We start from the raw sequence: 26,508 nt of genomic DNA on the forward strand, positions 1-26,508 counted from the left end.
GTCTCTTTTAGACGTTGTGAGGAGAAACAGTACATGGTACTGATGATCGTCAGCGGACGTTCAGGTTCAGGTAAATCTGTCGCCCTGCGTGCGCTGGAAGATATGGGTTTTTACTGCGTGGATAACCTTCCCGTAGTGTTGTTACCCGATCTGGCTCGAACCCTGGCCGATCGCGAGATTTCTGCCGCCGTCAGCATTGATGTTCGTAATATGCCGGAGTCACCAGAAATATTCGAACAGGCGATGAGTAACCTGCCTGACGCTTTCTCACCGCAACTACTGTTCCTGGATGCCGACCGTAATACCTTAATTCGTCGTTACAGTGACACGCGCCGACTGCATCCGCTTTCCAGCAAAAACCTGTCGCTGGAAAGTGCTATCGACAAAGAAAGCGATTTGCTGGAGCCTCTGCGTTCGCGAGCGGATCTGATTGTCGATACCTCAGAAATGTCCGTTCACGAGCTGGCTGAAATGCTGCGTACCCGTCTGCTGGGTAAACGTGAACGCGAACTGACAATGGTCTTTGAGTCTTTCGGCTTCAAACACGGTATCCCTATCGATGCAGATTACGTCTTTGACGTGCGCTTCTTGCCGAACCCGCACTGGGATCCGAAACTGCGTCCAATGACAGGTCTTGATAAGCCCGTCGCCGCGTTCCTCGACCGCCACACAGAAGTACACAATTTTATCTACCAGACGCGAAGCTATCTTGAGCTATGGTTACCTATGCTGGAAACCAACAACCGTAGCTACCTGACGGTCGCCATTGGTTGTACCGGCGGGAAGCACCGTTCGGTGTATATTGCAGAGCAACTGGCAGACTACTTCCGCTCGCGCGGTAAAAACGTCCAGTCACGCCATCGTACGCTGGAAAAACGTAAACCATGACCGTCAAGCAAACTGTTGAAATCACAAACAAGCTGGGCATGCATGCCCGGCCTGCAATGAAGCTGTTTGAATTAATGCAGGGTTTTGACGCTGAAGTGCTGTTACGTAATGACGAAGGCACCGAGGCCGAAGCCAACAGCGTTATTGCGCTGCTGATGTTAGATTCTGCCAAAGGACGGCAGATTGAAGTTGAAGCGACCGGCCCACAGGAAGAGGAAGCACTGGCAGCCGTTATCGCCCTCTTTAACTCTGGTTTTGATGAAGATTAATCTTCATCACTTTGACATACAACTCCCTTCAAACTCCCCCCGACAATAAGAAAATCACGTACTGAAATCGTTCTCAATCAACGTCATTTGTACATTTTGTGCGCTTTTCACTTTCAGAAGAACCTTAAGAAAACCTTAAGAGGCATTGTTTAGGTTTTGTTTAAGTTAATCGACCATACTGGAGATCGTCAGAAAATATTTCCAGGAGATGGCATGATTCGCTTATCTGAACAAAATCCCCTGGGCACCGGAAGACATCGGAAATGTTATGCGCATCCGGAAGATGCCCAACGCTGTATCAAGATTGTCTACCATCGTGGCGATGGTGGCGATAAAGAGATCCGCCGTGAGTTAAAGTACTACGCGCATCTTGGTCGCCGGTTAAAAGACTGGAGTGGAATACCGCGCTATCACGGTACCGTTGAGACGGATTGCGGAACCGGTTATGTCTACGATGTGATTGCAGATTTTGACGGCAAACCCTCCATTACGCTGACCGAATTTGCTGAGCAATGCCGTTACGAAGAAGACATTGCACAACTGCGCCAGCTACTGAAACAGCTGAAGCGTTATTTGCAGGATAACCGTATCGTGACGATGTCGCTGAAGCCGCAGAATATCCTCTGTCACCGCATCAGTGAGTCAGAGGTTATCCCGGTCGTCTGCGACAACATTGGTGAAAGCACATTGATTCCACTGGCGACCTGGTCGAAGTGGTGTTGTCTGCGTAAGCAAGAGCGGTTATGGAAACGATTTATCGCCCAACCGGCGCTGGCTATTGCCCTGCAGAAAGATCTGCAACCTCGTGAGAGCAAAACGCTGGCCCTCACTTCGCGCGAAGCTTAATCCAGCTGGTGTTGTTGCATAAACGGCTCACCGCCTAACTGATACATCTGCCGTAAAATCCACGCCTGACGGCTACGCACGTAGCCCGATGGCGAGGAGACTTTGAAACGAAGTGGATTAGGTAATACAGCTGCCAGTAAGGCAGCTTCCGATCGGGTAAGTTTGCTCGCGGGTTTGTGGAAATAACGTTGTGCCGCAGCTTCGACGCCAAACACACCGTCGCCAAATTCGGCGATATTCAGGTAAACCGTCAGGATACGCTTTTTGCTCCAGACTGTTTCTATCCCCAGCGTTAATCCGGCTTCCAGCCCTTTTCGAACCCAGCTACGCCCATCCCATAAAAAGAGATTTTTGGCCGTCTGCTGAGAAATCGTTGAAGCACCGCGAATACGGTTTTCATTGCGCTCGTTGTGCGCCAGGGCTTTCTCAATGGAAGCGACATCAAAGCCCCAGTGCTCAGGAAATTTCTGATCTTCTGCGGCAATCACCGCCAGTCCCATCCACGGCGAGATTTGATCCATACTGACCCAGTCAGAATGTGCCACGTAACGAAAATTGCCATGCAGCCAGGCGCTGACCTGTCGCTCGACCATTACCGCTGAGAAAGGAACAGGCGCAACGCTAAACAACGCGATGCCCCCGCCCCAGAAAACGGCGAGGACAACCATTAACCGCAGAAGAAAACGGCGAACGAAACTAAACACCGTTAAGCGGCTTTTACTCATTCAGCCAGAACCAGCACGCGGGAAACCAGCTTATCAATGCCGCTCGCCGCTTCTGCAATGTTCTGCGCCAGCATATATGCCGGGGTGGTGACAATCTTATTGTCTTCATCAACCACGATATCATCGACAGGACACGGCACATGCTCTGCGCCCATCTCTTCCAGCACTTCTGCGGTATCGATATCAGTACCGATGGTCAAACGCAGCGGGAAATCGAAAATTTTCGGCAGCATCGCCGGGGCAATACACATAAAACCAAGCGGTTTTCCGGCCTGATGCATCGCTTGTGCCAGCGCCTTTAATTCACGGTCAACGGTGCATTCGCGACCAAGACTGGCAAAATTGCTTAAATTCTTTGCCGCGCCAAACCCCCCCGGCACAATCAACGCATCCAGTTCAGCGGCATCGGCCTGGGCCAGAGGACGGATTTCACCGCGCGTTATTCGTGCCGCTTCAATCAGCACATTGCGCGTTTCCGTCATCGCTTCGCCAGTTAAATGGTTGATAACATCAACCTGCTGCTTATCCGGTGCAAAGCAGACCGCCTGCGCACCGCTGCGTGAAATAGCTAACAACGTCAACACCGCTTCATGAATTTCAGAACCGTCATAGACACCGCATCCGCTCAGAATTACGCCAATTTTCTTCATTGTGATCATCCTTTCGCAATTGACTGAAACACATTAATTTTTTTAATAAAAATGGTACGCATCACACATTTAACTGATTCATGTAACAAATCATTTAAGTTTTGCTATCTTAACTGCGTGCGGCCTGAAAAACAGTGCTGTGCCCTTGTAACTCATCATAATAATTTACGGCGCAGCCAAGATTTCCCTGGTGTTGGCGCAGTATTCGCGCACCCCGGTCTAGCCGGGGTCATTTTTTAGTGGCTTTTGCCACCCACGCTTTCAGCACTTCTACGTCGTGACGCCACTCTTCTTTCATCTCTTCAATCCATTCACCAACGTTATCTTCCCAGGCAGGAAGGTCAGGAGACTGAATTTGCTGACCCAGCTGTTGCAGATGGCGTAACCCCACTGACCCCGCCGCACCTTTAATTTTATGTCCTTCCTCAACAATGCCTTTTTTATCCTGCGCCGTCAGATTCGACTCCAGCACGCTGACATAGCCCGGCATCATCTTCTCAAACACCGCTAACCCGTCGGTGATCAGCTTCGGTCCTACAAGTTCGAGATACTGTTCCAGCATGGGAATATCGAGCAATGCTTCTGATTTACTGTTCTCTTCTGTCGTCACCGTACTCTCCTCATCATCCTGGGTATCCCAGAATTTCTTGATCATCGCGGTTAGCGCCGGAACAGAAAGCGGCTTACTCAGCACATCATCCATTCCAGCATTGAGGTACTCTTGCTTGTCTTTCAGCACGTTAGCGGTTAAAGCCACCAGCGGCGGTAAATCCTCGCGCGGATAACGCTTCGTCAGTTCACGAGAGATATCCAGCCCGGTCATATCTGGCAACTGAATATCCAGCAACACCAGGTCGTATTCGCCCGGTTTAAACATCTCCAGCGCCGCCTTGCCGGTCATGGCGACATCAACGCTGTTACCTAATTTTTCCAGCACAGAACGCGCGACAATCACGTTCAGTTCAATGTCTTCCACCAGTAGCACATTCAGCGCCGGTAAAGGCATATCGTCTTCATCAAACGCATCATCGACCTCTTCTGCCACCGACGGTGCGTGGATCGTCAACGTAAAGGTTGAACCTTTGCCCTGTTCGCTGGTAACCGTAATATCGCCGCCCATATTTTTCGCCAGACGACGAGAAACGGCCAGACCAATACCGGTGCCGGTGGCAGGTTTACCGCCATGACTGTCTTTCACCTGGTAATACATGGCGAAGATTTTATCCAGCTCATCCTGCGGAATGCCGATACCAGAATCTTCCACTTCAAAATGCAGCATATCGCCTTCATCGTAGCGCACGCGCACGGTAACCTGGCCTTGCTGGGTGAATTTGACGGCGTTACTGATGAGGTTCCACAGGATCTGCCGTAAACGCGTCCCGTCGGTAATGACCTGATGCGGTAATGGCAGCGTAGGCTCCAGGTTAAAGCGCAATCCTTTTTGTTGCGCCTGCAAGGCGGAGAGATTTTCCAGATCGGCAAGGAAGCTGGTGAAATCAACCGGCTGATTATCAAGCTGGACCTTGCGCCGTTCCATCTTATCCATGTCGATAATATCGTTGAAGATATTCCCCAGCGTGACGGCCGAAACATGGATAGTTTTGAGATATTTTTCCTGCTCGGCGGTGAGTTCGGTATCCAGTAGGATGCGGCTCAGGCCGACGATACCGTTCAGCGGTGTACGCAATTCGTGACTGATGGTGGAAATAAACGTCGTTTTGTCGCGGCTGGCGCGTTCAAGCGCATCCTGATACCGCTTACGCTCGGTAATGTCGCGACCAAAGCCCATCAAACCGTGACGTTTACCCACGCGGTCGTAGTACGGCACTTTACGAATTTCAAAGCAGGCTTTGCGTCCGTCGGGATAATCCAGCCACTGCTCATAGGTCAGTGACACATTATGACGGAACACTTTTTCATCGGTTTCAATGACTTTCGCAGCGGCTTCCGGTGAGTAAACATCAGCAGGTTTCAGATGAACCAGTTGTTTTTCGCTTTTTCCGGTCAGCAGCTCCATCGCGCGGTTACAGCCGGAAAACTCTTTATCTTCGTTACGATAAAAAACCAGGTCGGGTGAAGCATCAAGGAAGGAACGTAAGAATGAGGATTGCTGCTCGAGCTGAATTTGTGTCTCTTCGCGCTCTTTGATTTCAATTTTCAGTTGGCCGAAGGTTTCCTGCAGTTCTGCTTCCGCTTTTTCACGAACGGCAATTTCCTGATTTAGCTGGGCAATATTATCTTTTAACTGAACGTTGAGGCTCAAATCGCGCTCGCGCATCTCCTCCAGTTTTTGCACCAGCCGTGACAGACGTTGTCGTGACTCCTCCAGTTGCTCGACGACCACCGATAGAAAGTAGACCGCCCACGGCGTAATCAGCAAACCAAAGAAGATAGAACGAATAACATCAATGCTTTCGACCTGACCATGCAGCACCATGGTTACCGCCATTTGTACCACAATGGCAAGAACGACGAGGGCCAGCGCCAGCAACATTGAGAAGCGCACCAGACCTAACTTCATCATCAGGTCAACATAATACTGCGCCAGCAGACGAATTTGCTTCATTAGGGAATTCCTTCACGACAACCTGCCCCAATAATACCCAATTCTGACAGTTACGTTATAAATTGTGTGAGAAATGCGGAATTCCCCTCAATGACCTACTCCGTAGGAGGTAGCCACGGACGTCCCAGCGCCGATCCCTGTACGCCATGTTCATTCAGATAGCGATCCAGCTCGACCATTCCCGTCCATCGATTTTCGCACCACAGCGGAGCAAGCAGCGTCGGGCGACGGGCGCTGGCGGAAATGCGGTGGTAGATCACTTCCGGTGGCGTATGGCGAATCATTTCTCCGGCAGTGAGTGTGTAATCCTCCAGTTCAATACCGTTCAAACGCCCCGCTTCCCAGGCTTTCGCCATAATGCTGCCTTTCACAATATGCAGCGGATGCAGCTTTATGCCGTCCACGCCGGTTTCAACCACGCGCTCCAGCGTTTGCAAACATTCAGCCTGCCCTTCGCCAGGCAGGCCGACAATTAAGTGGGAACACACCTTCAGCCCGCGCTGACGTGCCAGCTGGGTTGTACGCTGATAACAGGCAAAATCATGGCCGCGGTTGATGCGATGCAGTGTTTTGTCGTGGGCGGTTTGTAGCCCCAGCTCCAGCCACACTTCGTAACCCTGGTCCTTATATTCGCAAAGCAGATCCAGCACCGCATCCGGCACGCAGTCCGGGCGGGTACCAACACACAAACCGACAATATTGGCCTGGCTCACCGCCTGCTGATACATAGAACGCAGCACCTGAACTTCCGCAAAGGTGCTGGTATACGCCTGAAAGTAGGCCAGATAGCGTTTAGCGCGGTTAACTAAATTCGCCTGGTGCGCCAGTTGCTCGGCAATGGAACGATGTTGCTGCGCTTCATCAGCAAACGAGGCAACATTACAGAATGTGCAGCCGCCACGCCCGATGGTACCGTCACGGTTAGGGCAGCTAAAACCGCCATGCAGCGTCAGCTTATGCACCTTTTGCCCATAACGACGGGTGAGATCACCACCAAACATATTGACTAATTTCTGTAACTGCATAATCTGATAGACCGCGCCTTGAAAAGAGGCCAAAGCCTGCCATTTTTAGCTCATTTCGGCGATGACCTGGATCAATCGTCCCGGCCTGCCTTTACCAACTGCATAATCAATCAAAATTACCGAAATTTCATGCATAATCACATAAATCACTTTTGCTTATCTTGTGTCAGATTTTTTTATCTCCTTATGGATTTTAGGCAAAAACAGTAGCATGAAACGCCATTACCAATTAAGGCAGTATAAAATGCTGGTTTTCTCGTCAGTTCAAGGCAGGATAAGGGTTAACACGCCTTTATGACAGTCAGGAATTGGCTGTTTCTCTAACGACGCTCCTTTTAGCCTTAATTAGAAAATCTATTTTAATTTCAGTCAATTAATAAAGAATTTTGCGCTAAAGCACATTTCTGTACCAATAAGCTTGCCATTTGACCTGTATCAGCTTTCCCGATAAGTTGGAAATCCGCTGGAAGCTTTCTGGATGAGCAGCCTGCTCATCATATTTATGCAGTAATTGAGATCCCCTCTTCACCGTATTAACCGATGCGAAAAGGACAACAAGGGGGCGAATGCGAGGCGCGCGTATGACACGCAAACCCCGTCGCCACGCTCTTTCTGTGCCCGTGCGCAGCGGTTCGGAAGTGGGGTTCCCGCAGAGCCTGGGGGAGGTTCACGATATGTTGTACGATAAATCCCTTGAGAGGGATAACTGTGGTTTCGGCCTGATCGCCCACATAGAAGGCGAACCTAGCCACAAGGTAGTGCGTACTGCAATACACGCACTGGCCCGCATGCAGCACCGTGGCGCGATTCTCGCCGATGGTAAAACCGGTGACGGTTGCGGCTTGCTGTTACAAAAACCGGATCGCTTTTTTCGCATCGTTGCGCAGGAGCGCGGCTGGCGTTTAGCGAAAAACTACGCCGTCGGGATGCTATTCCTGAATAAAGATCCTGAACTCGCCGCTGCCGCACGCCGCATCGTTGAAGAAGAACTGCAACGCGAAACCTTGTCGATTGTGGGCTGGCGTGATGTCCCCACTAACGAAGGCGTGCTGGGTGAAATCGCCCTCTCCTCTCTGCCACGCATTGAGCAAATTTTTGTGAACGCCCCGGCAGGCTGGCGTCCACGCGATATGGAGCGCCGTCTGTTTATCGCCCGCCGCCGCATTGAAAAGCGTCTCGAAGCCGACAAAGACTTCTACGTCTGTAGCCTGTCGAATCTGGTGAACATCTATAAAGGTCTGTGTATGCCGGCGGATCTGCCGCGCTTTTATCTGGATCTTGCGGACCTGCGTCTGGAATCGGCCATTTGCCTGTTCCACCAGCGCTTCTCCACTAACACCGTACCGCGCTGGCCGCTGGCGCAGCCGTTCCGCTATCTGGCGCATAACGGTGAAATCAACACCATTACCGGTAACCGTCAGTGGGCGCGTGCGCGTACCTATAAATTCCAGACGCCGCTTATCCCTGACCTGCACGACGCCGCACCGTTCGTCAACGAAACCGGCTCTGACTCCAGTTCGATGGATAACATGCTGGAACTGCTGCTGGCAGGCGGGATGGATATCATCCGCGCTATGCGTCTGTTAGTGCCGCCCGCCTGGCAGAACAACCCGGATATGGACCCGGAACTGCGTGCCTTCTTTGACTTTAACTCCATGCATATGGAGCCGTGGGATGGCCCGGCGGGCATCGTGATGTCTGACGGTCGTTTTGCCGCCTGTAACCTCGACCGTAACGGTCTGCGTCCGGCGCGCTACGTCATCACCAAAGATAAGCTCATCACCTGCGCCTCTGAAGTCGGTATCTGGGATTACCAGCCTGACGAAGTGGTCGAAAAAGGCCGCGTCGGGCCAGGCGAACTGATGGTAATCGACACTCGCAGTGGGCGTATTCTGCACTCGGCAGAAACCGATGACGATCTGAAAAGCCGCCACCCTTATAAAGAGTGGATGGAGAAAAACGTCCGCCGACTGGTACCGTTTGAAGATCTGCCCGATGAAGAAGTGGGTAGTCGCGAACTGGACGACGACACGCTTGCCAGCTACCAGAAACAGTTTAACTACAGCGCGGAAGAGCTGGACTCCGTAATTCGCGTACTGGGCGAAAACGGTCAGGAAGCGGTCGGTTCGATGGGCGATGATACCCCATTCGCCGTGCTCTCCAGTCAGCCGCGCATTATTTACGACTACTTCCGCCAGCAGTTTGCCCAGGTGACTAACCCGCCAATCGACCCGCTGCGTGAAGCGCATGTTATGTCGCTCGCCACCAGTATCGGTCGTGAAATGAACGTCTTTTGCGAAGCAGAGGGCCAGGCGCACCGTTTAAGCTTTAAATCGCCGATTCTGCTCTACTCCGATTTCAAACAGCTCACGACGATGAAAGAGGAGCACTACCGCGCAGATACGCTGGATATCACCTTTGACGTCACCAAAACCACGCTCGAAGCGACGGTCAAAGAGCTGTGCGACAAAGCCGAAAAAATGGTACGTAGCGGCACCGTGCTGCTGGTGCTCTCCGACCGGAATATCGCTAAAGATCGCCTGCCGGTTCCGGCTCCAATGGCGGTTGGCGCGATCCAGACCCGTCTGGTCGATCAAAGCCTGCGTTGCGATGCCAACATCATCGTCGAAACCGCCAGCGCCCGCGATCCGCACCACTTCGCCGTGTTGCTGGGTTTCGGCGCGACGGCTATTTATCCGTACCTTGCCTATGAAACGCTGGGCCGCCTGGTAGACACCCACGCGATTGCCAAAGATTATCGTACCGTGATGCTCAACTACCGTAACGGCATCAACAAAGGCTTGTACAAAATCATGTCCAAAATGGGCATCTCCACCATCGCCTCTTACCGCTGCTCGAAACTGTTTGAAGCGGTCGGTTTGCACGATGATGTAGTGGGCCTGTGCTTCCAGGGGGCGGTCAGCCGCATTGGGGGGGCGAGCTTTGAAGACTTCCAGCAGGATCTGCTGAATCTCTCGAAACGTGCCTGGCTGGCGCGCAAGCCCATCAGCCAGGGCGGCCTGCTGAAATACGTCCACGGCGGCGAATACCACGCCTACAACCCGGACGTGGTGCGCACGCTGCAACAGGCGGTACAGAGCGGCGAGTATAGCGACTATCAGGAATACGCGAAGCTGGTTAATGAGCGTCCGGCAACCACGCTGCGCGATCTGCTGGCAATTACGCCGGGTGAAAACGCGGTCAACATTGCCGATGTTGAACCAGCAAGCGAACTGTTTAAACGCTTCGATACCGCGGCGATGTCTATCGGCGCGTTAAGCCCGGAAGCTCACGAGGCGCTAGCGGAAGCGATGAACAGCATCGGCGGTAACTCGAACTCCGGTGAAGGCGGTGAAGATCCGGCGCGCTACGGCACCAACAAAGTGTCGCGCATCAAGCAGGTGGCGTCCGGTCGCTTTGGGGTTACTCCGGCGTATCTGGTCAATGCCGACGTCATTCAGATTAAAGTCGCCCAGGGCGCGAAGCCGGGCGAAGGCGGTCAGTTGCCGGGCGACAAAGTCACTCCTTACATTGCCAAACTGCGCTATTCGGTGCCGGGCGTGACGCTGATCTCCCCGCCGCCGCACCACGATATCTACTCTATCGAAGACTTAGCGCAGCTCATTTTCGACCTCAAGCAGGTTAACCCGAAAGCGATGATCTCCGTGAAGCTGGTTTCCGAACCGGGCGTTGGTACCATCGCCACCGGTGTGGCGAAAGCTTATGCCGATTTAATCACCATCGCAGGCTATGACGGCGGCACCGGCGCAAGCCCGCTGTCGTCAGTGAAATACGCAGGTTGCCCGTGGGAGCTGGGGCTTGTTGAAACCCAGCAGGCGCTGGTTGCCAATGGTCTGCGTCATAAGATCCGTTTGCAGGTCGATGGCGGCCTGAAAACGGGTGTCGATATCATCAAAGCGGCGATTCTCGGCGCGGAAAGCTTCGGCTTCGGCACTGGCCCAATGGTGGCGCTCGGTTGTAAATATCTGCGTATTTGCCACCTGAACAACTGCGCCACGGGTGTAGCAACTCAGGATGACAAACTGCGTAAGAATCACTATCACGGCCTGCCATTCAAGGTGACGAATTACTTTGAGTTTATCGCCCGTGAAACACGCGAGCTGATGGCACAGCTTGGCGTAACACGTCTGGTGGATCTGATTGGTCGCACCGACCTGCTGAAAGAGCTGGACGGGTTCACCGCCAAACAGCAGAAACTGGCGCTGTCAAAGCTGCTGGAGACCGCCGAACCGCATCCAGGTAAGGCACTCTACTGCACCGAAAACAACCCGCCGTTTGATAACGGCCTGCTGAACGCGCAGTTGCTGCAACAGGCGAAACCGTTTGTCGATGAGCGCCAGAGCAAAACCTTCTGGTTCGATATCCGCAACACCGACCGCTCTGTCGGCGCGTCGCTTTCAGGCTATATCGCCCAGACGCATGGCGATCAGGGGCTGGCAGCCGATCCGATTAAAGCGTACTTCAACGGCACTGCAGGCCAGAGCTTCGGCGTGTGGAACGCGGGCGGCGTGGAACTGTACCTGACCGGTGATGCCAACGACTATGTCGGTAAAGGCATGGCGGGCGGCTTAATCGCCATTCGTCCTCCGGTTGGTTCCGCCTTCCGCAGCCATGAAGCAAGTATTATCGGCAACACCTGCCTGTATGGCGCGACCGGTGGTCGTCTGTATGCCGCAGGCCGCGCGGGTGAACGTTTCGGCGTGCGTAACTCCGGTGCTATCACCGTGGTAGAAGGCATTGGCGACAACGGTTGTGAATATATGACGGGTGGTATCGTCTGCATTCTGGGTAAAACCGGCGTTAACTTCGGTGCGGGCATGACCGGCGGCTTCGCTTACGTTCTCGATGAAAGCGGCGATTTCCGCAAACGCGTTAACCCGGAACTGGTCGAGGTCTTAAGCGTTGACGATCTGGCGATCCATGAAGAGCATCTGCGTGGTCTTATCACCGAGCATGTTCAGCATACCGGTTCTCAGCGTGGTGAAGAGATTCTGGCGAACTGGTCAACCTTCGCCACTAAATTTGCGCTGGTTAAACCGAAGTCCAGTGATGTCAAAGCACTGCTGGGTCATCGTAGTCGTAGCGCAGCAGAGTTGCGCGTGCAGGCGCAGTAAGGGGTAGCAACAATGAGTCAGAATGTTTATCAATTTATCGACCTGCAGCGCGTTGATCCGCCAAAGAAACCGCTGAAGATCCGCAAAATTGAGTTTGTTGAAATTTACGAGCCGTTTTCCGAAGGCCAGGCCAAAGCGCAGGCTGACCGCTGCCTGTCGTGCGGCAACCCATACTGCGAGTGGAAATGCCCGGTACACAACTACATCCCGAACTGGCTGAAGCTCGCCAACGAGGGGCGTATTTTTGAAGCGGCAGAACTGTCGCATCAGACCAACACTCTGCCGGAAGTATGCGGACGTGTCTGCCCGCAAGACCGTCTGTGCGAAGGTTCCTGCACCCTGAACGATGAGTTTGGCGCGGTGACCATCGGCAACATTGAGCGTTATATCAATGATAAAGCGTTCGAAATGGGCTGGCGTCCGGATATGTCCGGCGTGAAACAGACCGGTAAAAAAGTGGCGATTATCGGCGCAGGTCCGGCAGGTCTGGCGTGTGCAGATGTCCTGACGCGCAACGGCGTACAAGCGGTCGTCTTCGACCGTCACCCGGAAATTGGCGGCTTGCTGACCTTCGGTATTCCGGCTTTCAAACTGGAAAAAGAGGTAATGACGCGCCGCCGTGAAATCTTCACCGGCATGGGTATTGAATTCAAACTCAATACCGAAGTGGGCCGCGACGTACAGCTGGACGATCTGCTGAGTGATTACGATGCCGTGTTCCTTGGCGTCGGGACTTATCAGTCAATGCGCGGCGGGCTGGAAAACGAAGACGCCGATGGCGTGTACGCAGCGCTGCCGTTCCTTATCGCCAACACCAAACAGTTAATGGGCTTTGGCGAAACTCGTGAAGAACCGTTCGTCAGCATGGAAGGCAAACGCGTGGTAGTACTTGGCGGTGGCGATACCGCGATGGACTGCGTGCGCACGTCTGTACGCCAGGGGGCAAAGCACGTTACCTGTGCCTATCGTCGTGATGAAGAGAACATGCCGGGTTCCCGCCGCGAAGTGAAAAACGCGCGGGAAGAAGGTGTAGAGTTCAAATTCAATGTCCAGCCACTGGGAATTGAAGTGAACGGTAACGGCAAAGTCAGCGGCGTAAAAATGGTGCGTACCGAAATGGGCGAACCGGACGCCAAAGGCCGTCGCCGCGCGGAGATCGTGGCAGGTTCCGAACATATCGTTCCGGCAGATGCGGTGATTATGGCGTTTGGTTTCCGTCCACACAGCATGGAATGGCTGGCAAAACACAGCGTCGAGCTGGATTCGCAAGGCCGCATCATCGCTCCGGAAGGCAACGACAACGCTTTCCAGACCAGCAACCCGAAAATCTTTGCTGGCGGCGATATCGTCCGTGGTTCCGATCTGGTGGTGACCGCTATTGCCGAAGGTCGTAAGGCGGCAGACGGCATTATGAACTGGCTGGAAGTTTAAGCTCTGTCCCAGCGCCGCCTCCTCAGAAAAGAGTCGGCGCTGAAATTCTCCTTTCGTTCTGGAAAGCGCCTCGCATAATCTGAAGAAAACCAATGTAATACGCACATCTGGATTGTTACCGGCAGATGCCCGGCGTATAGCTGATTCCATTATTCAACGCAGCGCCATATAAAGGGACAGATAATGGAATCGCTCTCAGAGAGAACCTCAACAGGCTACCAGCAAATCCACGACGGTATTATTCACCTGGTCGATAGCGCCCGAACGGAAACGGTACGTAGCGTTAACGCGCTGATGACCGCGACATACTGGGAAATTGGCCGACGAATTGTCGAATTTGAACAAGGTGGCGAGGCCAGGGCTGCGTATGGTGCGCAGCTAATCAAGCGACTATCAAAGGATTTAAGTCTAAGGTATAAGCGTGGGTTCTCTGCAAAAAACTTACGCCAAATGAGGCTTTTTTACCTCTTTTTTCAACATGTTGAAATTCGCCAGACAGTGTCTGGCGAATTAACACCATTGGGAATTCCGCAGACACCATCTGCAGAATTCCCATCGGCAAAGATTTGGCAGACGCTGTCTGCCAAATCTTTCCCCCTGCCCTGGTCCACCTACGTCCGTTTACTTTCCGTTAAAAACGCTGACGCCCGCAGCTTTTATGAAAAAGAGACGCTCCGCTGTGGCTGGTCTGTTCGCCAGCTAGAACGGCAAATTGCGACCCAATTTTATGAGCGAACACTGCTGTCACATGACAAATCAGCCATGCTGCAACAACACGCTCCTGCCGAGACGCATATTCTTCCGCAACAGGCGATACGCGATCCCTTTGTGCTCGAATTTCTGGAATTGAAAGATGAATACTCAGAATCCGATTTTGAGGAGGCGCTGATCAACCACCTGATGGATTTCATGCTGGAACTTGGGGATGATTTTGCCTTTGTTGGTCGGCAGCGAAGGTTACGCATTGATGACAACTGGTTTCGTGTCGATCTGCTGTTTTTCCACCGCCGTTTACGCTGCCTGCTAATCGTCGATCTAAAAGTGGGCAAATTCAGCTATAGCGATGCCGGACAGATGAATATGTATCTCAACTACGCCAAAGAGCACTGGACGCTACCGGATGAAAATCCGCCCATCGGTCTGGTTCTCTGTGCAGAGAAAGGAGTCGGAGAAGCGCATTATGCACTGGCTGGTTTGCCTAACACCGTTCTGGCGAGTGAATATAAGATGCAACTACCTGATGAAAAACGACTCGCGGATGAACTCGTTCGGACACAGGCGGTGCTAGAAGAAGGCTATAGACTCCGTTAATTTCAGCGGTTTCGAATTCTGCAGACACTGTCTGCAGAATCTTTAAAACGAACTAAGTTTTAAGCCATTAAATCAGCCTTAACCTTCACCACAACCTTTTTAATCTCACCAGGTTCGCCGACAACGCATCCTGGTTTATGCGGTTCTCCCGGCATAAACACGGCGAACATTCCCGGTTTTAAGTTGATGGTTTGCTCGTTTTCAATGGCGCTGCAAAGCTGGTAATCATCTTCATGGTGGAACTCTTCACACTGGCGCGCAGTGCCTGCCGTGCCAAACAGAATCCGTTCCTCACCTTTTAATAACAGCTGGATATCAATGTATTGCTCGTGCAATTCCGCTTTTTTCTCGACGGGCGATTGAGTGTTAAACGTCATGACATTCATAAAAATATTGTCGCCCTGTAATTCGTAACGACCCGGCGCTTTTTCTTGCGGTCTGGCAGCTAATGCCAGCGTTAACGCGTCCTGTAACGCAGGATGTAACCCAGCAGACGGTAATGACTGTACTTCACCCATCATCATAATTTTTCTCCCTGGGCCAACAGCGCAGCCCCAAGTAAACCTGCATCATGGCGGTAGTGCGCCGCCAGTAAATCAACATGAAATGCCGCTGGCTCCTGCGCCAGATACGTTTCCACCAGCGCCAGATACCCTTCTGCCAGACCAACGCTGCCACCGACCACCACGCACTGACAATCAGTTGTGGCTTTAATATCAGCGATCAGCCTTGCCAGCACATGTGCGGAGCGGTGAATCAGCTGCTGCGCCTGCTCGTCGCCCTGTCCGGCGCGCATGAAAATAGTTTTCGCATCCGCGCCAGCCAACTCCCCCTGCGCTGCCGCTGCAATACCGCGACCAGAAGCAATCGCTTCCACGCAACCTGTGCGTCCACAGCCGCAGACTGGGCCGTGTGGATCGGCAAGCGTATGCCCGATGTGCCCCGCCAGACCGCCAGGGCCGGTAAGCAGTTTGCCGCCGCTCACTACACCGCCGCCGACGCCAGTGGAAACGGTGATAAACACCATCTCGGTTACATCGCCTTCCAGCGCCTGATACTCTGCCCATGCTGCGGCCTGCGCGTCGTTAATGGCAATGGTCGGCAAATTGGTAAGTTGTTCCAGCGTTTTGACTAACGGAAAGTGTAACAATCCACCAAGATTATGCGGATTCAGCGCCAGCAAGCTGCCGTCGCGAATAATCCCGGTTGAAGCGATGGCAACCCGCTGCGCATGAGCTTGCAACGGAGAGACTAATGCGGATAAGGCATCACGCAGTGCCTGCGGAGTCTGGCTGGCAGGCGTAGGAAGTTCTCGGCGATCGCGGATCTGCCCGTCAGCGCCAATCAGCGCGGCGGCAAGTTTAGTACCGCCGATATCAATCGCCAGCGTGGTCATAGCACCGCCTTTTTCATCGCTGTGTTGTACCACTGACAAATGTGTTCAAGACGCGTAATGGCAGAACCGACCGTCACCGCCCACGCGCCGTGGCGCATCGCATCAGCCGCCTGAGCAGGCGTGTTGTAACGCCCTTCGGCAATCACCCGACATCCGGCGTCGCTCAACCTTTTCACCAGCGTCAGATCCGGCTCTTCTGGCGTTTCAGGCGTGGTATAGCCAGAAAGCGTAGTGCCAATAATTTCGGCTCCCAGCTTTTGGCATGCCAGGCCGTCTTCCGGCGTTGAGCAGTCGGTCATCGCCAGTAAACCGTGATGGTGGATACGTGCCAGCAGCATTTCAACAGGCACCGGACGCGGGCGGTCGGTGCCGTCAATGGCGATAATGTCCGCGCCCGCCTGCGCCAGCGCATCGACATCTTCAATATAGGCCGTGATGCGTACCGGAGAATCCTCCAGATCGCGTTTCACAATTCCAATAATCGGCACGCTCACCACCGCACGCGTGGCTTGCAGATTTGCCACACCTTCGATGCGAATGGCAACCGCGCCCGCCTGCTCTGCCGCTAATGCCATGGCTGCGACGATTTCGGGTTTATCGAGCGGGCTGTCAGGAACCGGCTGGCAGGAGACAATCAGGCCACCGTTAGCAGCGATTTTTTGATCCAGTTGTGCAAGTAACGACATACATCTTCCCTTAGCGAAAGGCCCGGTACATAGACCGGGCAACAGGATTAACTTTTGGTTTTGACTAAATCGTTTTTGGCGCTGCCAAATGGCACGGCACCGCTAAATGGTTTGCCGTCGATAGCGTCATGAGTACGCAATGCTTCCGGGCGCAGCCAACGCTGAACGCGGGAAGGCATATCCAGACCAATCAGCAGGATCACCACAAATGTCAGACTGAACGAGAGCGATGCCAGCGCAGTACCCAGATCCAGACGTTGAGCGATCAACGCGCCGATGATTGGGGCCAGTGCGCCACCCAATGCGCCAACGTTATAGGTAAAGCCCAGGCCCGCTGCACGCTGGTCGGTATCGAAATAACCGCCAATCAGTTTCGGTAAGATCCCGGCGATCCCTTGTCCAAGCATTTGCTGGAAGAACAGTAACAGACCGAGCACCCAGACGTTTGCACCGCCAATCGCAAATACCGGAATAATCAGCAGCTGCGAGGCCAACAGACTACAAACGTACGCTTTGCGGGTTCCCAGCCAGTCACCGAGGAAGCCACCGACGCAGCACCCCACCGCCGCGCCAAAGCCACTAAAGAACAGCACATTGGCGACAGTATGCGGGTTATAAGCCAGATCGGTTTTCAGATACGTTGGCAGCAGCGCCTGAATCGGCCATGAGTAGAGGAAAGCAAACAACACGACCACCATCAGCATTACGCCAGTTGGCCAGCGTTTGCCCGTACTCTGCACCATAAAGCTGATAAAGATTGCGGCGCATAACAGCCCAAGAACAGCGACGATCGCGGCATTTTGCAGGTTACCGGCGAAGCAGAACCACAGCGCAGTAGCCGCCGCCAGTGTCATTACGATATTGGCAATGCGATGTTCACCACGGTAGAGAATATCCACCATTGTGCGTACTGGTGCTTTACCTGCGTGTTTCTCTTTCCAGTCTTCCGCTTCCGGGATGTTTTTACGCAGCCAGAGAGCAAAGATAATTGGCAAAATGCCGATAAAGAACAGCGCACGCCAGCCCCAGACCGGAACCACCAGGCTGTAGACCTGAGCGGCAACGACGGCCCCCACAGAGAAGCCTGAAATCAGAAAGCCACTGGCTTTGTTACGCAGATGTTTTGGCCAGCTTTCAATGACATAGGTGGCGCTGGAACCGTATTCACCCGCCATCCCCATGCCGATGACCAGACGAGCGATAAACATGGTGATGTAGCCTGGCGCAAAGCCGCAGGCCAGCGTCCCGGCCGAGAAGAGAACGATGCTGGTGACCATTGCCAGACGACGCCCGTAGCGGTCACCCATAGCGCCGAGCATCAGGCCGCCGAACCAGCGAGAGATAAAGGCTGCGGAGATCAGACTTGCCGCCTGCACCGTCGTCAGCCCGAATTCACCTTGTACTTCGGTGAGTACCAGGGCGATTAAAACGAAATCAAAACCGTCAAGCAGATATCCCAACCAGGCAGCGGAAAATGCCCGCCATTGTGCACGATTGAGATGGCGATACCACGGGATATTCTGGGTTGTAGTACTCATTGTGAGTCTCCCGCGGTGGGCGATGCCCACACGCTTTGGTATGAAAATTGTAGGGTACAGATGCGTTTATTTCCCCTCACCCGGTAGGGGCGAGCGAGGGGAAACAACTCACCCGCGCTCTTGCATCAACTGCTGGGCCAGCGCCTTCAGTTCTGGCAGATATTTTTCATCTACCGGACCAAACGGTTTGCGGCACAGCGGCACAGACACGACATCCATATAATGCAGAACAGTTTTCAGGCCGCGGAATACGCCCGTTTTGATCAGTAAATCAATGACTTTATTGCACTCAGTTTGCAGTTTCTGCGCGGTCTGGATATCGCCTTCTTTCAGCGCCTTCACGATCCCCTGATAGCGCCAGCCCATGATGTTGTAAGTACTGCCGATACCACCATCAGCGCCTGCCAGCAAGCCGGAAGCGAAGATTTCGTCGTAACCGTTATAGAGCACCAGATCAGGATGTTCACGACGGATCTGTTCCATCTGATAGAGATCGCCAGAAGTCTGTTTCAGCGCACCGACGCCAGGCAACGTAACAAGTGTGTTGATCTGATCCAGGGTCAGTTTTACCCCACTCAGGGCTGGAATGTTGTACACCACCATCGGCAACCCATCCGCTGAATCAATAATTGCCCGATAGTGATCGCAGTGTTCTTCAAAGCTGAAAGGATAGTAGAACGGCGTGACGGCGGAGACGGCATCGAAGCCATAACGTTTAGCCGATGCCGCAAGTTGTTGGCTTTCGACGGTGCTGACGCAACCGACGTGGGCGATGAGTTTAATCTTACCTTTCGCCTCTTCGGCGACGATTTCCAGTACCTGTTCACGCTCGGAAAGGCTTTGTACAAAGGCTTCGCCGGTCGAACCACCCACGTATAAACCGTCAATGCCCTGCTGAATATTGAACTGAACCAGGCGGCGCAGACTCGCTTTATCCAGTGCTTGTTGTTGATCAAAAGGAGTCAGGAGTGCAGCCATTACGCCACGTAAATTCGTTGCCATAAATACCTCTGAAGTGATACTTGTCTGATAAACGATATACCTTTATACCTGTTATACCAGATCAATTAAGCAACACCCCATACAGAAAGCTGATAATGCGATCTGCTTCACTAAAGTGGCATTATTTCTTTTTGTTGGTGGTCTGACCGAAGGCGTGCCAGGTAGCAGAGACGCTGTTGAGATGCGATTGCAACGCACGATCGGCTTCGTCAGGATCATGACGCCGGATCGCGTCAACGATCGCAATATGCTGTTGATAGCTAACGTTGTTATGCTCGTGCAGAGCCTGATCAGCCACGGTTGGACGTGCGGCGATCAGCCAGTCGAGCAGGGCAACGTGGATCGCCATGAAGATTGGGTTACCTGGGATCTCCGCCAGCACGCGGTGGAAATCAACGTCTGAGCGAATGAATGCCGCGTTGTTATCCAGCGACTGACTGTTGATTTCCAGTGCTTTTGCCAGCAAATCGATTTGCTCATCGGTGGCGTGTTCAGCCGCATAGCGCACCAGGCTGGATTCAAAGAACAGACGTAATTGTTCGAAATGGGCAATCCCACCAGGATGAGAAAGGAAATCTTTCGCCATGCCGGAAAGCTCACCGATGATGGTGTCCGCAGAAGGACGCGAGACGCGAGCGCGTTCGCCGTTGTTTATTTGCACCAGACCTTTGCGTTTTAACGCTGCCAGCGCTTCACGCACCGAAGGACGCCCGACGTTAAAGAACGCCATCAGTTCGCGTTCAGACGGTAATTGTTCACCTTCGCCAAATTCACGACGGCGGATCATCTGTTCCAGCTCTTCTTCCACCATTTCGGAGAGTTTTTTACGCGCCAGCGGGCGGCTACGCAAGTTGCGACCAATTGCAGGTGAAGAATCTTCGGTTTGCGAATCAAATGCGTTCATAAGGCCCATTCTGTAAGGTCAGTGTGATTAACATCATCAGTGACATCCTATCACAGGATTGAAAGTAGGGGAAAATGGCAGGGTTTTCTCTTTGTGCCTCATCATTACCATAATTAACGGAATAATTAACTATTGCGAAAAATTAATGTAACGCAGATAAAAACATCCCGATTGAATTATTTACAAGACTATTCACGAGCATTATGAATATTATGAATGTGTTCTTACAAAATAATCATAAGCGCATATTTTTTAATGAAAAATCACCTCACCTACAATTAAAAACACGACATCAGCACCATAAATAGACTTGCAAAAAATATAACATCATTGTTTTCAATCTGCCATTTATGGGATTGACCGTTTTCTTTTGACACGGAGTTCAACAATGTTCGGCATAATTATATCTGTCATCGTATTAATTACGATGGGCTATTTGATCCTGAAAAACTACAAACCTCAGGTGGTGCTGGCTGCCGCAGGTATCTTCCTGATGATGTGCGGTGTCTGGTTAGGGTTCGGTGGTGTACTCGATCCCACCAAAAGCAGCGGCTACTTGATCGTCGATATTTATAATGAAATCCTGCGCATGCTGTCCAACCGCATTGCCGGATTGGGGCTGTCGATTATGGCGGTGGGCGGTTATGCCCGCTACATGGAGCGCATAGGGGCCAGTCGCGCGATGGTGAGCTTGTTAAGCCGCCCGTTAAAACTCATTCGCTCGCCGTATATTATTCTGTCGGCAACTTACGTCATCGGCCAAATCATGGCGCAGTTTATTACCAGCGCCTCCGGTCTGGGTATGTTGCTGATGGTCACCTTATTTCCGACGCTGGTGAGTCTGGGAGTAAGTCGCCTCTCTGCGGTGGCGGTTATCGCAACCACGATGTCCATTGAGTGGGGGATTCTGGAAACGAACTCCATTTTTGCAGCCCAGGTCGCGGGAATGAAAATTGCCACTTACTTCTTCCACTACCAGCTTCCGGTCGCCTCTTGCGTCATTATCTCGGTGGCGATCTCCCACTTTTTCGTGCAACGCGCTTTTGACAAAAAAGATAAAAATATCAATCACGAACAGGCAGAGCAAAAAACTCTCGATAATGTCCCGCCGCTCTATTACGCCATTTTACCTGTGATGCCGTTAATCCTGATGCTCGGCTCGCTATTCCTTGCCCACATCGGGCTGATGCAGTCAGAACTGCATCTGGTGGTGGTGATGTTACTGAGTTTGACGGTGACGATGTTTGTTGAGTTCTTCCGCAAGCATAAATTACGCGAAACAATGGACGATGTGCAGGCGTTTTTTGACGGCATGGGTACGCAGTTTGCCAACGTGGTAACGCTGGTGGTCGCGGGTGAAATATTTGCGAAAGGCTTAACGACGATTGGCACTGTCGATGCGGTTATCAGGGGTGCGGAGCATTCTGGTCTGGGCGGTATTGGCGTGATGATTATTATGGCGCTGGTCATTGCCATTTGTGCCATTGTGATGGGCTCTGGCAATGCGCCGTTTATGTCATTTGCCAGTCTTATTCCGAATATCGCAGCCGGACTACATGTACCAGCGGTTGTAATGATTATGCCGATGCATTTTGCCACGACGCTAGCGCGCGCGGTTTCGCCGATTACTGCGGTGGTAGTCGTTACGTCAGGAATTGCAGGCGTTTCGCCTTTTGCGGTGGTGAAGCGGACAGCGATCCCCATGGCAGTCGGTTTCGTGGTGAATATGATTGCCACAATCACGCTATTTTATTAAGCCATTAAAAGACAAAACAGGCCACCAGGGCCTGTTTTGTATTACTTAACAACGCGTAATGCCGGTCGACCACCGCGTGGTGGCTGCGGAGGTTCATCGTCAGGATGAGTGTCATCATCGTGATCTGGCTTGTCGCCATCAATAACCGACATAACGGTTTCGTTGTCTGCCGATGCCTCTTCATCATTCATGATGCTGGCATCTTCATCGTAGGCAGCTTCAGGTTCAAACATCGTGCCAGCGCCATTTTCACGGGCGTAGATAGCCAGCACGGCAGCCAGCGGCACAGAAACCTGACGCGGAATGCCACCAAAGCGCGCGTTAAAGCGCACCTCATCATTCGCCAGTTCCAGATTGCCGACAGCACGCGGCGCAATGTTGAGTACGATTTGCCCGTCACGCGCATATTCCATAGGAACCTGCACGCCAGGGAGCGTCACATCCACCACCAGGTGCGGCGTGAGCTGGTTATCCAGCAACCACTCATAGAATGCACGCAGCAGATAGGGACGACGTGGTGTTAGCTGTGACAAATCCATACAGATTAACTCCGGCCCAGACGCATTTCACGTTCTGCTTCAGTTAAAGAAGCAAGGAAAGAGTCACGCTCAAAGACGCGGGTCATATAGCCTTTCAGCTCTTTCGCACCCGGGCCGCTGAACTCGATGCCCAGTTGCGGCAGACGCCACAGCAGCGGAGCAAGGTAGCAATCGACCAGGCTGAACTCATCACTCAGGAAGTACGGCTTCTGACCGAAGACCGGCGCAATCGCCAGCAGTTCTTCGCGCAGTTGCTTACGTGCGGCATCTGCTTCAGAAGCTGAACCGTTGATGATGGTGTTCATCAGCGTGTACCAGTCTTTTTCGATGCGATGCATGTACAGACGGCTTTCACCGCGAGCTACCGGGTAAACAGGCATCAGTGGCGGATGCGGGAAACGCTCATCCAGATATTCCATAATGATGCGAGATTCCCACAGGGTCAGCTCACGATCCACCAGGGTCGGAACGCTCTGATTCGGGTTGAGGTCAATCAGATCCTGAGGCGGATTGTCCTTTTCCACGTGTTCGATCTCGAAACTTACACCTTTCTCAGCCAGCACAATGCGGACCTGATGGCTATAGATGTCAGTAGGACCGGAAAACAGCGTCATTACCGAACGTTTGTTGGCAGCGACAGCCATGAAAACCTCCAGGTATAGTCAGAATTTTTACTGCTACCAGCCACCAGGTGGCCAGTCAGAAGTTGTGTTACCCAGTAAGGAACGACTCTCTTTGTTCGAAAATCAAACAAAAAATGAGCAATACCCGACATTTGGGCAGAAAATTGGATGATAGTTTACCAGATTTTGCGACCTTTGTGGTGAGTCGATGCCGGAAATGGGGAAAAAGAGATGCGCTTTAGTCTGAAATAGTTGACTTAGCCCCTTATTGGCGATGTGGTTTTTGTTTTGCCTGTCTGTCAGACGGCAGCAAAAAGCAACTTTCCATTTTTTACGCTAATTCAAAATTTAGCCATAAAAAAACCCGCCGAAGCGGGTTTTTTCGCAAATTGTTTTCTGCCGGAGCAGAAGCCAATTAACGTTTGGAGAACTGCGGACGACGACGTGCTTTACGCAGACCGACTTTCTTACGTTCAACCTGACGAGCGTCACGAGTAACGAAGCCAGCTTTACGCAGTTCAGAACGCAGGGACTCGTCGTATTCCATCAGAGCGCGGGTGATACCGTGACGGATCGCACCAGCCTGACCAGAGATACCACCACCTTTAACGGTGATGTACAGGTCCAGTTTCTCAACCATGTCGACCAGTTCCAGCGGCTGACGAACTACCATGCGGGCAGTTTCACGACCGAAGTACTGTTCCAGAGAACGTTGGTTGATTACGATTTTACCGTTGCCCGGTTTGATGAAAACGCGAGCTGCGGAACTTTTGCGGCGACCAGTGCCGTAGTATTGATTTTCAGCCATTGCCTATAATCCCGATTAGATGTCAAGAACTTGCGGTTGCTGTGCCGCGTGGTTGTGCTCGTTACCCGCGTAAACTTTCAGTTTACGGAACATAGCACGACCCAGCGGGCCTTTTGGCAACATGCCTTTAACCGCGATTTCAATCACACGCTCAGGACGGCGAGCAATCATCTCTTCAAAGGTCGCTTGTTTGATACCACCGATGTGGCCGGTGTGGTGATAGTACACTTTGTCAGTACGCTTGTTGCCGGTTACAGCAACTTTGTCAGCGTTCAGAACGATGATGTAATCACCGGTATCTACGTGCGGAGTGTATTCCGCTTTGTGCTTACCGCGCAGGCGACGAGCCAGTTCAGTAGCCAGACGGCCCAGAGTTTTACCGGTCGCGTCAACAACATACCAGTCGCGTTTTACGGTTTCTGGTTTAGCTGTAAAAGTTTTCATTAAAAGCTTACCCAATAAATAGTTACACGTTGGTGAACACCCAAACGTCTTCAATTGTTGAGGTTCACACGACAAAGTCCGGCAAACCTACCCCTTCGAATAGCCTATGCCAGCACACAAAAAGTTTTGGGAAAAAAACTTTCTTGTAACGTGGGGTCGCAGGATTATAGAGAAGTCGGGGTCAAAGATCGACCCCTTTTTGTGATTTGTGGCAGGTTTTAACCCGCCAAATGCTCGCGCTTCAGATACTCTTCGCTTTGCATCTCTTGCAGACGTGACAGGCAACGCTGGAACTCAAACTTCAGCCGCTCACCCTGATAAATTTCATACAGCGGCACTTCTGCACTCACCACTAATTTGACATGGCGCTCGTAAAACTCATCCACCAGCGCAATAAAGCGCCGCGCTTCGCTCTCCATCAACCGCGTCATAACTGGTACATCAAACAACATGACCGCATGAAAGAGACGTGAGAGCGCAATATAGTCATGCTGACTGCGGGCGTCGACGCACAGCGTAGTAAAAGAGACCGCCAGCGTCTGGTTCTCGACGCCCATTGTCGCTAATGGCCGATGGTTGATTTCTAACGTTGGTGAAATTTCTCGTTTCGCCCCCGCCAGCGCCAACCATAGTTTATCCATTTGCGCCCGGATTTCATCGTTGAGTGGCGAAAGCCACAGATGCGCCTGAGTGAGTGTACGCAGTCGATAATCAACACCAGCGTCCACGTTCATTACATCACAATGCTGTTTAATGGCATCGATTGCAGGCAGAAAACGCGCACGTTGCAGGCCATTTCGATAAAGTTCATCCGGCGGAATATTTGACGTCGCTACCAGGGTAATACCGCGGGCGAACAGGGCTTTCATCAGACCGCCAAGTAGCATGGCGTCGGTAATATCAGAAACAAAAAATTCGTCAAAACAGAGCACGTCAGTTTCGGCTTTAAAGCGATCGGCAATAATTTCCAGCGGATCGGTCTGCCCCTGTAAGGCAGTTAGCTCTTCGTGCACCCGCAGCATAAAACGGTGAAAGTGCAGGCGCTGTTTCCGCTCTCCCGGCAGGCTTTGATAGAAAAGGTCCATCAGCCAGGTTTTCCCGCGTCCTACACCGCCCCACATATATAAGCCACGCACTGGCGTATGCTTTGTGTCTTCGCGTTTACCCCACAGCTTACCGACCCGCGCCATTAGCCCACTCGTCCTGGGGGCTGGTGGCCTGCTATTGATGAGTTCCTGATAAATAATTTCCAGGCGGCTGACGGCCTCTTTTTGAACGTCGTCGGGTTGATGGCTGCCTTCATTGAGCGCCTTCAGGTATTGCGATGTTGGGGTAACGCTTTGCATGATCTTATTGTTATTCCTTGAATAATCGGTGCGCCGTTGTTCACGGTTGACGAAAAAAAGGCCGTTCTACACTACGCGATATGCAGTCGGGATTCCACTTCTGTGGCATTAACGGTTATAGTGGCATAATCAGCCGCAGGCATGGAGCCTGAAGCCAACACCCTACGGAAACAAAAGACAACGGGAGATGTTCATGACCTGGGAATATGCGCTAATTGGGTTAGTCGTCGGCATCATTATTGGTGCTGTGGCCATGCGTTTTGGTAATCGTAAACTACGCCAGCAACAGGCGTTGCAGTACGAACTGGAAAAGAATAAAGCTGAACTGGACGAGTATCGCGAAGAGCTGGTTAGCCACTTTGCCCGCAGCGCGGAATTACTGGATACCATGGCGCACGACTATCGCCAGCTGTATCAGCACATGGCGAAAAGCTCCAGCAGCCTGCTGCCGGAACTGTCTGCTGAAGCAAACCCGTTCCGTAATCGTCTGGCAGAGTCTGAAGCCAGCAACGATCAGGCACCGGTGCAGATGCCTCGCGACTATTCTGAAGGCGCATCCGGCCTGCTGCGTACTGGCGCGAAGCGCGACTAATTTATTTTTCGGGCGCAGCCATTGCGCC

The 26,508-nt window shown here is 52.4% G+C and carries 23 protein-coding genes; 8 read left to right on the top strand and 15 right to left on the bottom strand.

Annotated elements, in window-relative coordinates; all coding sequences use genetic code 11:
- Positions 1 to 33 precede the first annotated feature (33 nt).
- The 3 genes from rapZ to yrbL all read left to right on the top strand — a co-directional run bounded on the left by rapZ (position 34) and on the right by yrbL (position 2,003).
- Positions 34 to 888 carry an RNase adapter RapZ gene (gene rapZ, locus ACJHW7_RS13810; RefSeq protein ID WP_000243741.1) on the top strand — a complete coding sequence of 285 codons (855 nt, stop codon included), beginning with the start codon at positions 34 to 36 and terminating at the stop codon, positions 886 to 888.
- The gene (gene npr / locus ACJHW7_RS13815; RefSeq protein WP_000216791.1) at positions 885 to 1,157 is read left to right on the top strand and encodes a PTS phosphocarrier protein NPr; all 273 of its coding nucleotides are present in this window, start codon (positions 885 to 887) and stop codon (positions 1,155 to 1,157) included. Before rapZ ends, npr begins: the two co-directional genes overlap by 4 nt.
- Positions 1,158 to 1,370: 213 nt before the next feature.
- Positions 1,371 to 2,003 (top strand): PhoP regulatory network protein YrbL, encoded by a 633-nt coding sequence (gene yrbL, locus ACJHW7_RS13820; protein WP_000620387.1) that lies wholly within the window; start codon positions 1,371 to 1,373, stop codon positions 2,001 to 2,003.
- On the opposite strand, the gene mtgA is transcribed toward yrbL, so the two are convergent.
- The 4 genes from mtgA to ACJHW7_RS13840 form a co-directional block, all read right to left on the bottom strand.
- Positions 2,000 to 2,728 (bottom strand): monofunctional biosynthetic peptidoglycan transglycosylase, encoded by a 729-nt coding sequence (gene mtgA, locus ACJHW7_RS13825; RefSeq protein ID WP_000047091.1) that lies wholly within the window; start codon positions 2,726 to 2,728, stop codon positions 2,000 to 2,002. The genes yrbL and mtgA overlap by 4 nt on opposite strands.
- A complete protein-coding gene (gene elbB / locus ACJHW7_RS13830) occupies positions 2,725 to 3,378 on the bottom strand; it encodes an isoprenoid biosynthesis glyoxalase ElbB (protein ID WP_001302019.1) in 654 nt (217 codons plus the stop codon). The genes mtgA and elbB overlap by 4 nt, the downstream gene beginning before the upstream one ends.
- Positions 3,379 to 3,607: 229 nt before the next feature.
- A complete protein-coding gene (arcB, locus tag ACJHW7_RS13835) occupies positions 3,608 to 5,944 on the bottom strand; it encodes an aerobic respiration two-component sensor histidine kinase ArcB (protein WP_000809774.1) in 2,337 nt (778 codons plus the stop codon).
- 95 nt (positions 5,945 to 6,039) lie between these two features.
- Positions 6,040 to 6,969: a TIGR01212 family radical SAM protein gene (locus tag ACJHW7_RS13840; RefSeq protein WP_001299745.1), complete on the bottom strand. Its 930-nt coding sequence runs from the start codon at positions 6,967 to 6,969 to the stop codon at positions 6,040 to 6,042.
- A gap of 674 nt (positions 6,970 to 7,643) precedes the next feature.
- Here ACJHW7_RS13840 and gltB point away from each other — a divergent pair.
- From gltB to ACJHW7_RS13855, 3 genes are all read left to right on the top strand, one after another.
- The gene (gltB, locus tag ACJHW7_RS13845) at positions 7,644 to 12,104 is read left to right on the top strand and encodes a glutamate synthase large subunit (RefSeq protein WP_001388534.1); all 4,461 of its coding nucleotides are present in this window, start codon (positions 7,644 to 7,646) and stop codon (positions 12,102 to 12,104) included.
- A gap of 12 nt (positions 12,105 to 12,116) precedes the next feature.
- Positions 12,117 to 13,535: a glutamate synthase subunit GltD gene (gene gltD / locus ACJHW7_RS13850; protein ID WP_021557256.1), complete on the top strand. Its 1,419-nt coding sequence runs from the start codon at positions 12,117 to 12,119 to the stop codon at positions 13,533 to 13,535.
- 183 nt (positions 13,536 to 13,718) lie between these two features.
- On the top strand, positions 13,719 to 14,846 hold the full coding sequence (locus ACJHW7_RS13855; protein ID WP_000445143.1) for a YhcG family protein: 1,128 nt from the start codon (positions 13,719 to 13,721) through the stop codon (positions 14,844 to 14,846).
- A 59-nt stretch (positions 14,847 to 14,905) separates the two neighbouring features.
- On the opposite strand, the gene nanQ is transcribed toward ACJHW7_RS13855, so the two are convergent.
- From nanQ to nanR, 6 genes are all read right to left on the bottom strand, one after another.
- Positions 14,906 to 15,370 carry an N-acetylneuraminate anomerase gene (gene nanQ / locus ACJHW7_RS13860; RefSeq protein ID WP_000979870.1) on the bottom strand — a complete coding sequence of 155 codons (465 nt, stop codon included), beginning with the start codon at positions 15,368 to 15,370 and terminating at the stop codon, positions 14,906 to 14,908.
- The gene (gene nanK, locus ACJHW7_RS13865; protein ID WP_000209065.1) at positions 15,367 to 16,242 is read right to left on the bottom strand and encodes an N-acetylmannosamine kinase; all 876 of its coding nucleotides are present in this window, start codon (positions 16,240 to 16,242) and stop codon (positions 15,367 to 15,369) included. Before nanK ends, nanQ begins: the two co-directional genes overlap by 4 nt.
- A complete protein-coding gene (locus tag ACJHW7_RS13870; RefSeq protein ID WP_021557257.1) occupies positions 16,239 to 16,928 on the bottom strand; it encodes an N-acetylmannosamine-6-phosphate 2-epimerase in 690 nt (229 codons plus the stop codon). Before ACJHW7_RS13870 ends, nanK begins: the two co-directional genes overlap by 4 nt.
- Positions 16,929 to 16,975: 47 nt before the next feature.
- A complete protein-coding gene (gene nanT, locus ACJHW7_RS13875; RefSeq protein WP_000108459.1) occupies positions 16,976 to 18,466 on the bottom strand; it encodes a sialic acid transporter NanT in 1,491 nt (496 codons plus the stop codon).
- 108 nt (positions 18,467 to 18,574) lie between these two features.
- On the bottom strand, positions 18,575 to 19,468 hold the full coding sequence (gene nanA / locus ACJHW7_RS13880; RefSeq protein WP_021557258.1) for an N-acetylneuraminate lyase: 894 nt from the start codon (positions 19,466 to 19,468) through the stop codon (positions 18,575 to 18,577).
- A 121-nt stretch (positions 19,469 to 19,589) separates the two neighbouring features.
- Positions 19,590 to 20,381: a transcriptional regulator NanR gene (gene nanR / locus ACJHW7_RS13885; protein WP_000523844.1), complete on the bottom strand. Its 792-nt coding sequence runs from the start codon at positions 20,379 to 20,381 to the stop codon at positions 19,590 to 19,592.
- Positions 20,382 to 20,760: 379 nt separating this feature from the next.
- Here nanR and dcuC point away from each other — a divergent pair, with 379 nt between their 5' ends.
- The gene (gene dcuC, locus ACJHW7_RS13890) at positions 20,761 to 22,128 is read left to right on the top strand and encodes an anaerobic C4-dicarboxylate transporter DcuC (RefSeq protein ID WP_000467020.1); all 1,368 of its coding nucleotides are present in this window, start codon (positions 20,761 to 20,763) and stop codon (positions 22,126 to 22,128) included.
- A 41-nt stretch (positions 22,129 to 22,169) separates the two neighbouring features.
- On the opposite strand, the gene sspB is transcribed toward dcuC, so the two are convergent.
- From sspB to zapE, 5 genes are all read right to left on the bottom strand, one after another.
- Positions 22,170 to 22,667 carry a ClpXP protease specificity-enhancing factor gene (gene sspB, locus ACJHW7_RS13895; protein WP_000366126.1) on the bottom strand — a complete coding sequence of 166 codons (498 nt, stop codon included), beginning with the start codon at positions 22,665 to 22,667 and terminating at the stop codon, positions 22,170 to 22,172.
- A 5-nt stretch (positions 22,668 to 22,672) separates the two neighbouring features.
- Positions 22,673 to 23,311, bottom strand: a complete 639-nt coding sequence (sspA, locus tag ACJHW7_RS13900) for a stringent starvation protein SspA (RefSeq protein WP_000257293.1) — start codon at positions 23,309 to 23,311, stop codon at positions 22,673 to 22,675.
- A gap of 394 nt (positions 23,312 to 23,705) precedes the next feature.
- Complete coding sequence (rpsI, locus tag ACJHW7_RS13905; RefSeq protein ID WP_000829818.1) at positions 23,706 to 24,098, bottom strand: 30S ribosomal protein S9; 393 nt, start codon at positions 24,096 to 24,098, stop codon at positions 23,706 to 23,708.
- 15 nt (positions 24,099 to 24,113) lie between these two features.
- The gene (gene rplM, locus ACJHW7_RS13910) at positions 24,114 to 24,542 is read right to left on the bottom strand and encodes a 50S ribosomal protein L13 (RefSeq protein ID WP_000847559.1); all 429 of its coding nucleotides are present in this window, start codon (positions 24,540 to 24,542) and stop codon (positions 24,114 to 24,116) included.
- A 218-nt stretch (positions 24,543 to 24,760) separates the two neighbouring features.
- Positions 24,761 to 25,888, bottom strand: a complete 1,128-nt coding sequence (zapE, locus tag ACJHW7_RS13915; protein ID WP_021557259.1) for a cell division protein ZapE — start codon at positions 25,886 to 25,888, stop codon at positions 24,761 to 24,763.
- 193 nt (positions 25,889 to 26,081) lie between these two features.
- Between zapE and zapG the strand changes: the two genes are divergently transcribed.
- A complete protein-coding gene (zapG, locus tag ACJHW7_RS13920; RefSeq protein WP_001295270.1) occupies positions 26,082 to 26,480 on the top strand; it encodes a Z-ring associated protein ZapG in 399 nt (132 codons plus the stop codon).
- The last annotated feature ends 28 nt before the right edge of the window (positions 26,481 to 26,508 follow it).

Origin of the sequence: Escherichia sp. WS1152 (genome assembly GCF_046487665.1) — a bacterium.
Classification (GTDB): Bacteria; Pseudomonadota; Gammaproteobacteria; order Enterobacterales; family Enterobacteriaceae; genus Escherichia; species Escherichia coli.

Bases quoted from the DNA above. Each gene is read 5' to 3' on its own strand.
- arcB (WP_000809774.1), bottom strand. From the start codon at position 5,944: ATGAAGCAAATTCGTCTGCTGGCGCAGTATTATGTTGACCTGATGATG.
- ACJHW7_RS13870 (WP_021557257.1), bottom strand. From the start codon at position 16,928: ATGTCGTTACTTGCACAACTGGATCAAAAAATCGCTGCTAACGGTGGC.
- rpsI (WP_000829818.1), bottom strand. From the start codon at position 24,098: ATGGCTGAAAATCAATACTACGGCACTGGTCGCCGCAAAAGTTCCGCA.
- nanK (WP_000209065.1), bottom strand. From the start codon at position 16,242: ATGACCACGCTGGCGATTGATATCGGCGGTACTAAACTTGCCGCCGCG.
- yrbL (WP_000620387.1), top strand. From the start codon at position 1,371: ATGATTCGCTTATCTGAACAAAATCCCCTGGGCACCGGAAGACATCGG.
- nanR (WP_000523844.1), bottom strand. From the start codon at position 20,381: ATGGGCCTTATGAACGCATTTGATTCGCAAACCGAAGATTCTTCACCT.
- nanT (WP_000108459.1), bottom strand. From the start codon at position 18,466: ATGAGTACTACAACCCAGAATATCCCGTGGTATCGCCATCTCAATCGT.
- gltB (WP_001388534.1), top strand. From the start codon at position 7,644: ATGTTGTACGATAAATCCCTTGAGAGGGATAACTGTGGTTTCGGCCTG.
- npr (WP_000216791.1), top strand. From the start codon at position 885: ATGACCGTCAAGCAAACTGTTGAAATCACAAACAAGCTGGGCATGCAT.
- gltD (WP_021557256.1), top strand. From the start codon at position 12,117: ATGAGTCAGAATGTTTATCAATTTATCGACCTGCAGCGCGTTGATCCG.
- elbB (WP_001302019.1), bottom strand. From the start codon at position 3,378: ATGAAGAAAATTGGCGTAATTCTGAGCGGATGCGGTGTCTATGACGGT.
- nanA (WP_021557258.1), bottom strand. From the start codon at position 19,468: ATGGCAACGAATTTACGTGGCGTAATGGCTGCACTCCTGACTCCTTTT.
- sspB (WP_000366126.1), bottom strand. From the start codon at position 22,667: ATGGATTTGTCACAGCTAACACCACGTCGTCCCTATCTGCTGCGTGCA.
- zapG (WP_001295270.1), top strand. From the start codon at position 26,082: ATGACCTGGGAATATGCGCTAATTGGGTTAGTCGTCGGCATCATTATT.
- ACJHW7_RS13855 (WP_000445143.1), top strand. From the start codon at position 13,719: ATGGAATCGCTCTCAGAGAGAACCTCAACAGGCTACCAGCAAATCCAC.
- mtgA (WP_000047091.1), bottom strand. From the start codon at position 2,728: ATGAGTAAAAGCCGCTTAACGGTGTTTAGTTTCGTTCGCCGTTTTCTT.
- zapE (WP_021557259.1), bottom strand. From the start codon at position 25,888: ATGCAAAGCGTTACCCCAACATCGCAATACCTGAAGGCGCTCAATGAA.
- nanQ (WP_000979870.1), bottom strand. From the start codon at position 15,370: ATGATGATGGGTGAAGTACAGTCATTACCGTCTGCTGGGTTACATCCT.
- sspA (WP_000257293.1), bottom strand. From the start codon at position 23,311: ATGGCTGTCGCTGCCAACAAACGTTCGGTAATGACGCTGTTTTCCGGT.
- dcuC (WP_000467020.1), top strand. From the start codon at position 20,761: ATGTTCGGCATAATTATATCTGTCATCGTATTAATTACGATGGGCTAT.
- ACJHW7_RS13840 (WP_001299745.1), bottom strand. From the start codon at position 6,969: ATGCAGTTACAGAAATTAGTCAATATGTTTGGTGGTGATCTCACCCGT.
- rplM (WP_000847559.1), bottom strand. From the start codon at position 24,542: ATGAAAACTTTTACAGCTAAACCAGAAACCGTAAAACGCGACTGGTAT.
- rapZ (WP_000243741.1), top strand. From the start codon at position 34: ATGGTACTGATGATCGTCAGCGGACGTTCAGGTTCAGGTAAATCTGTC.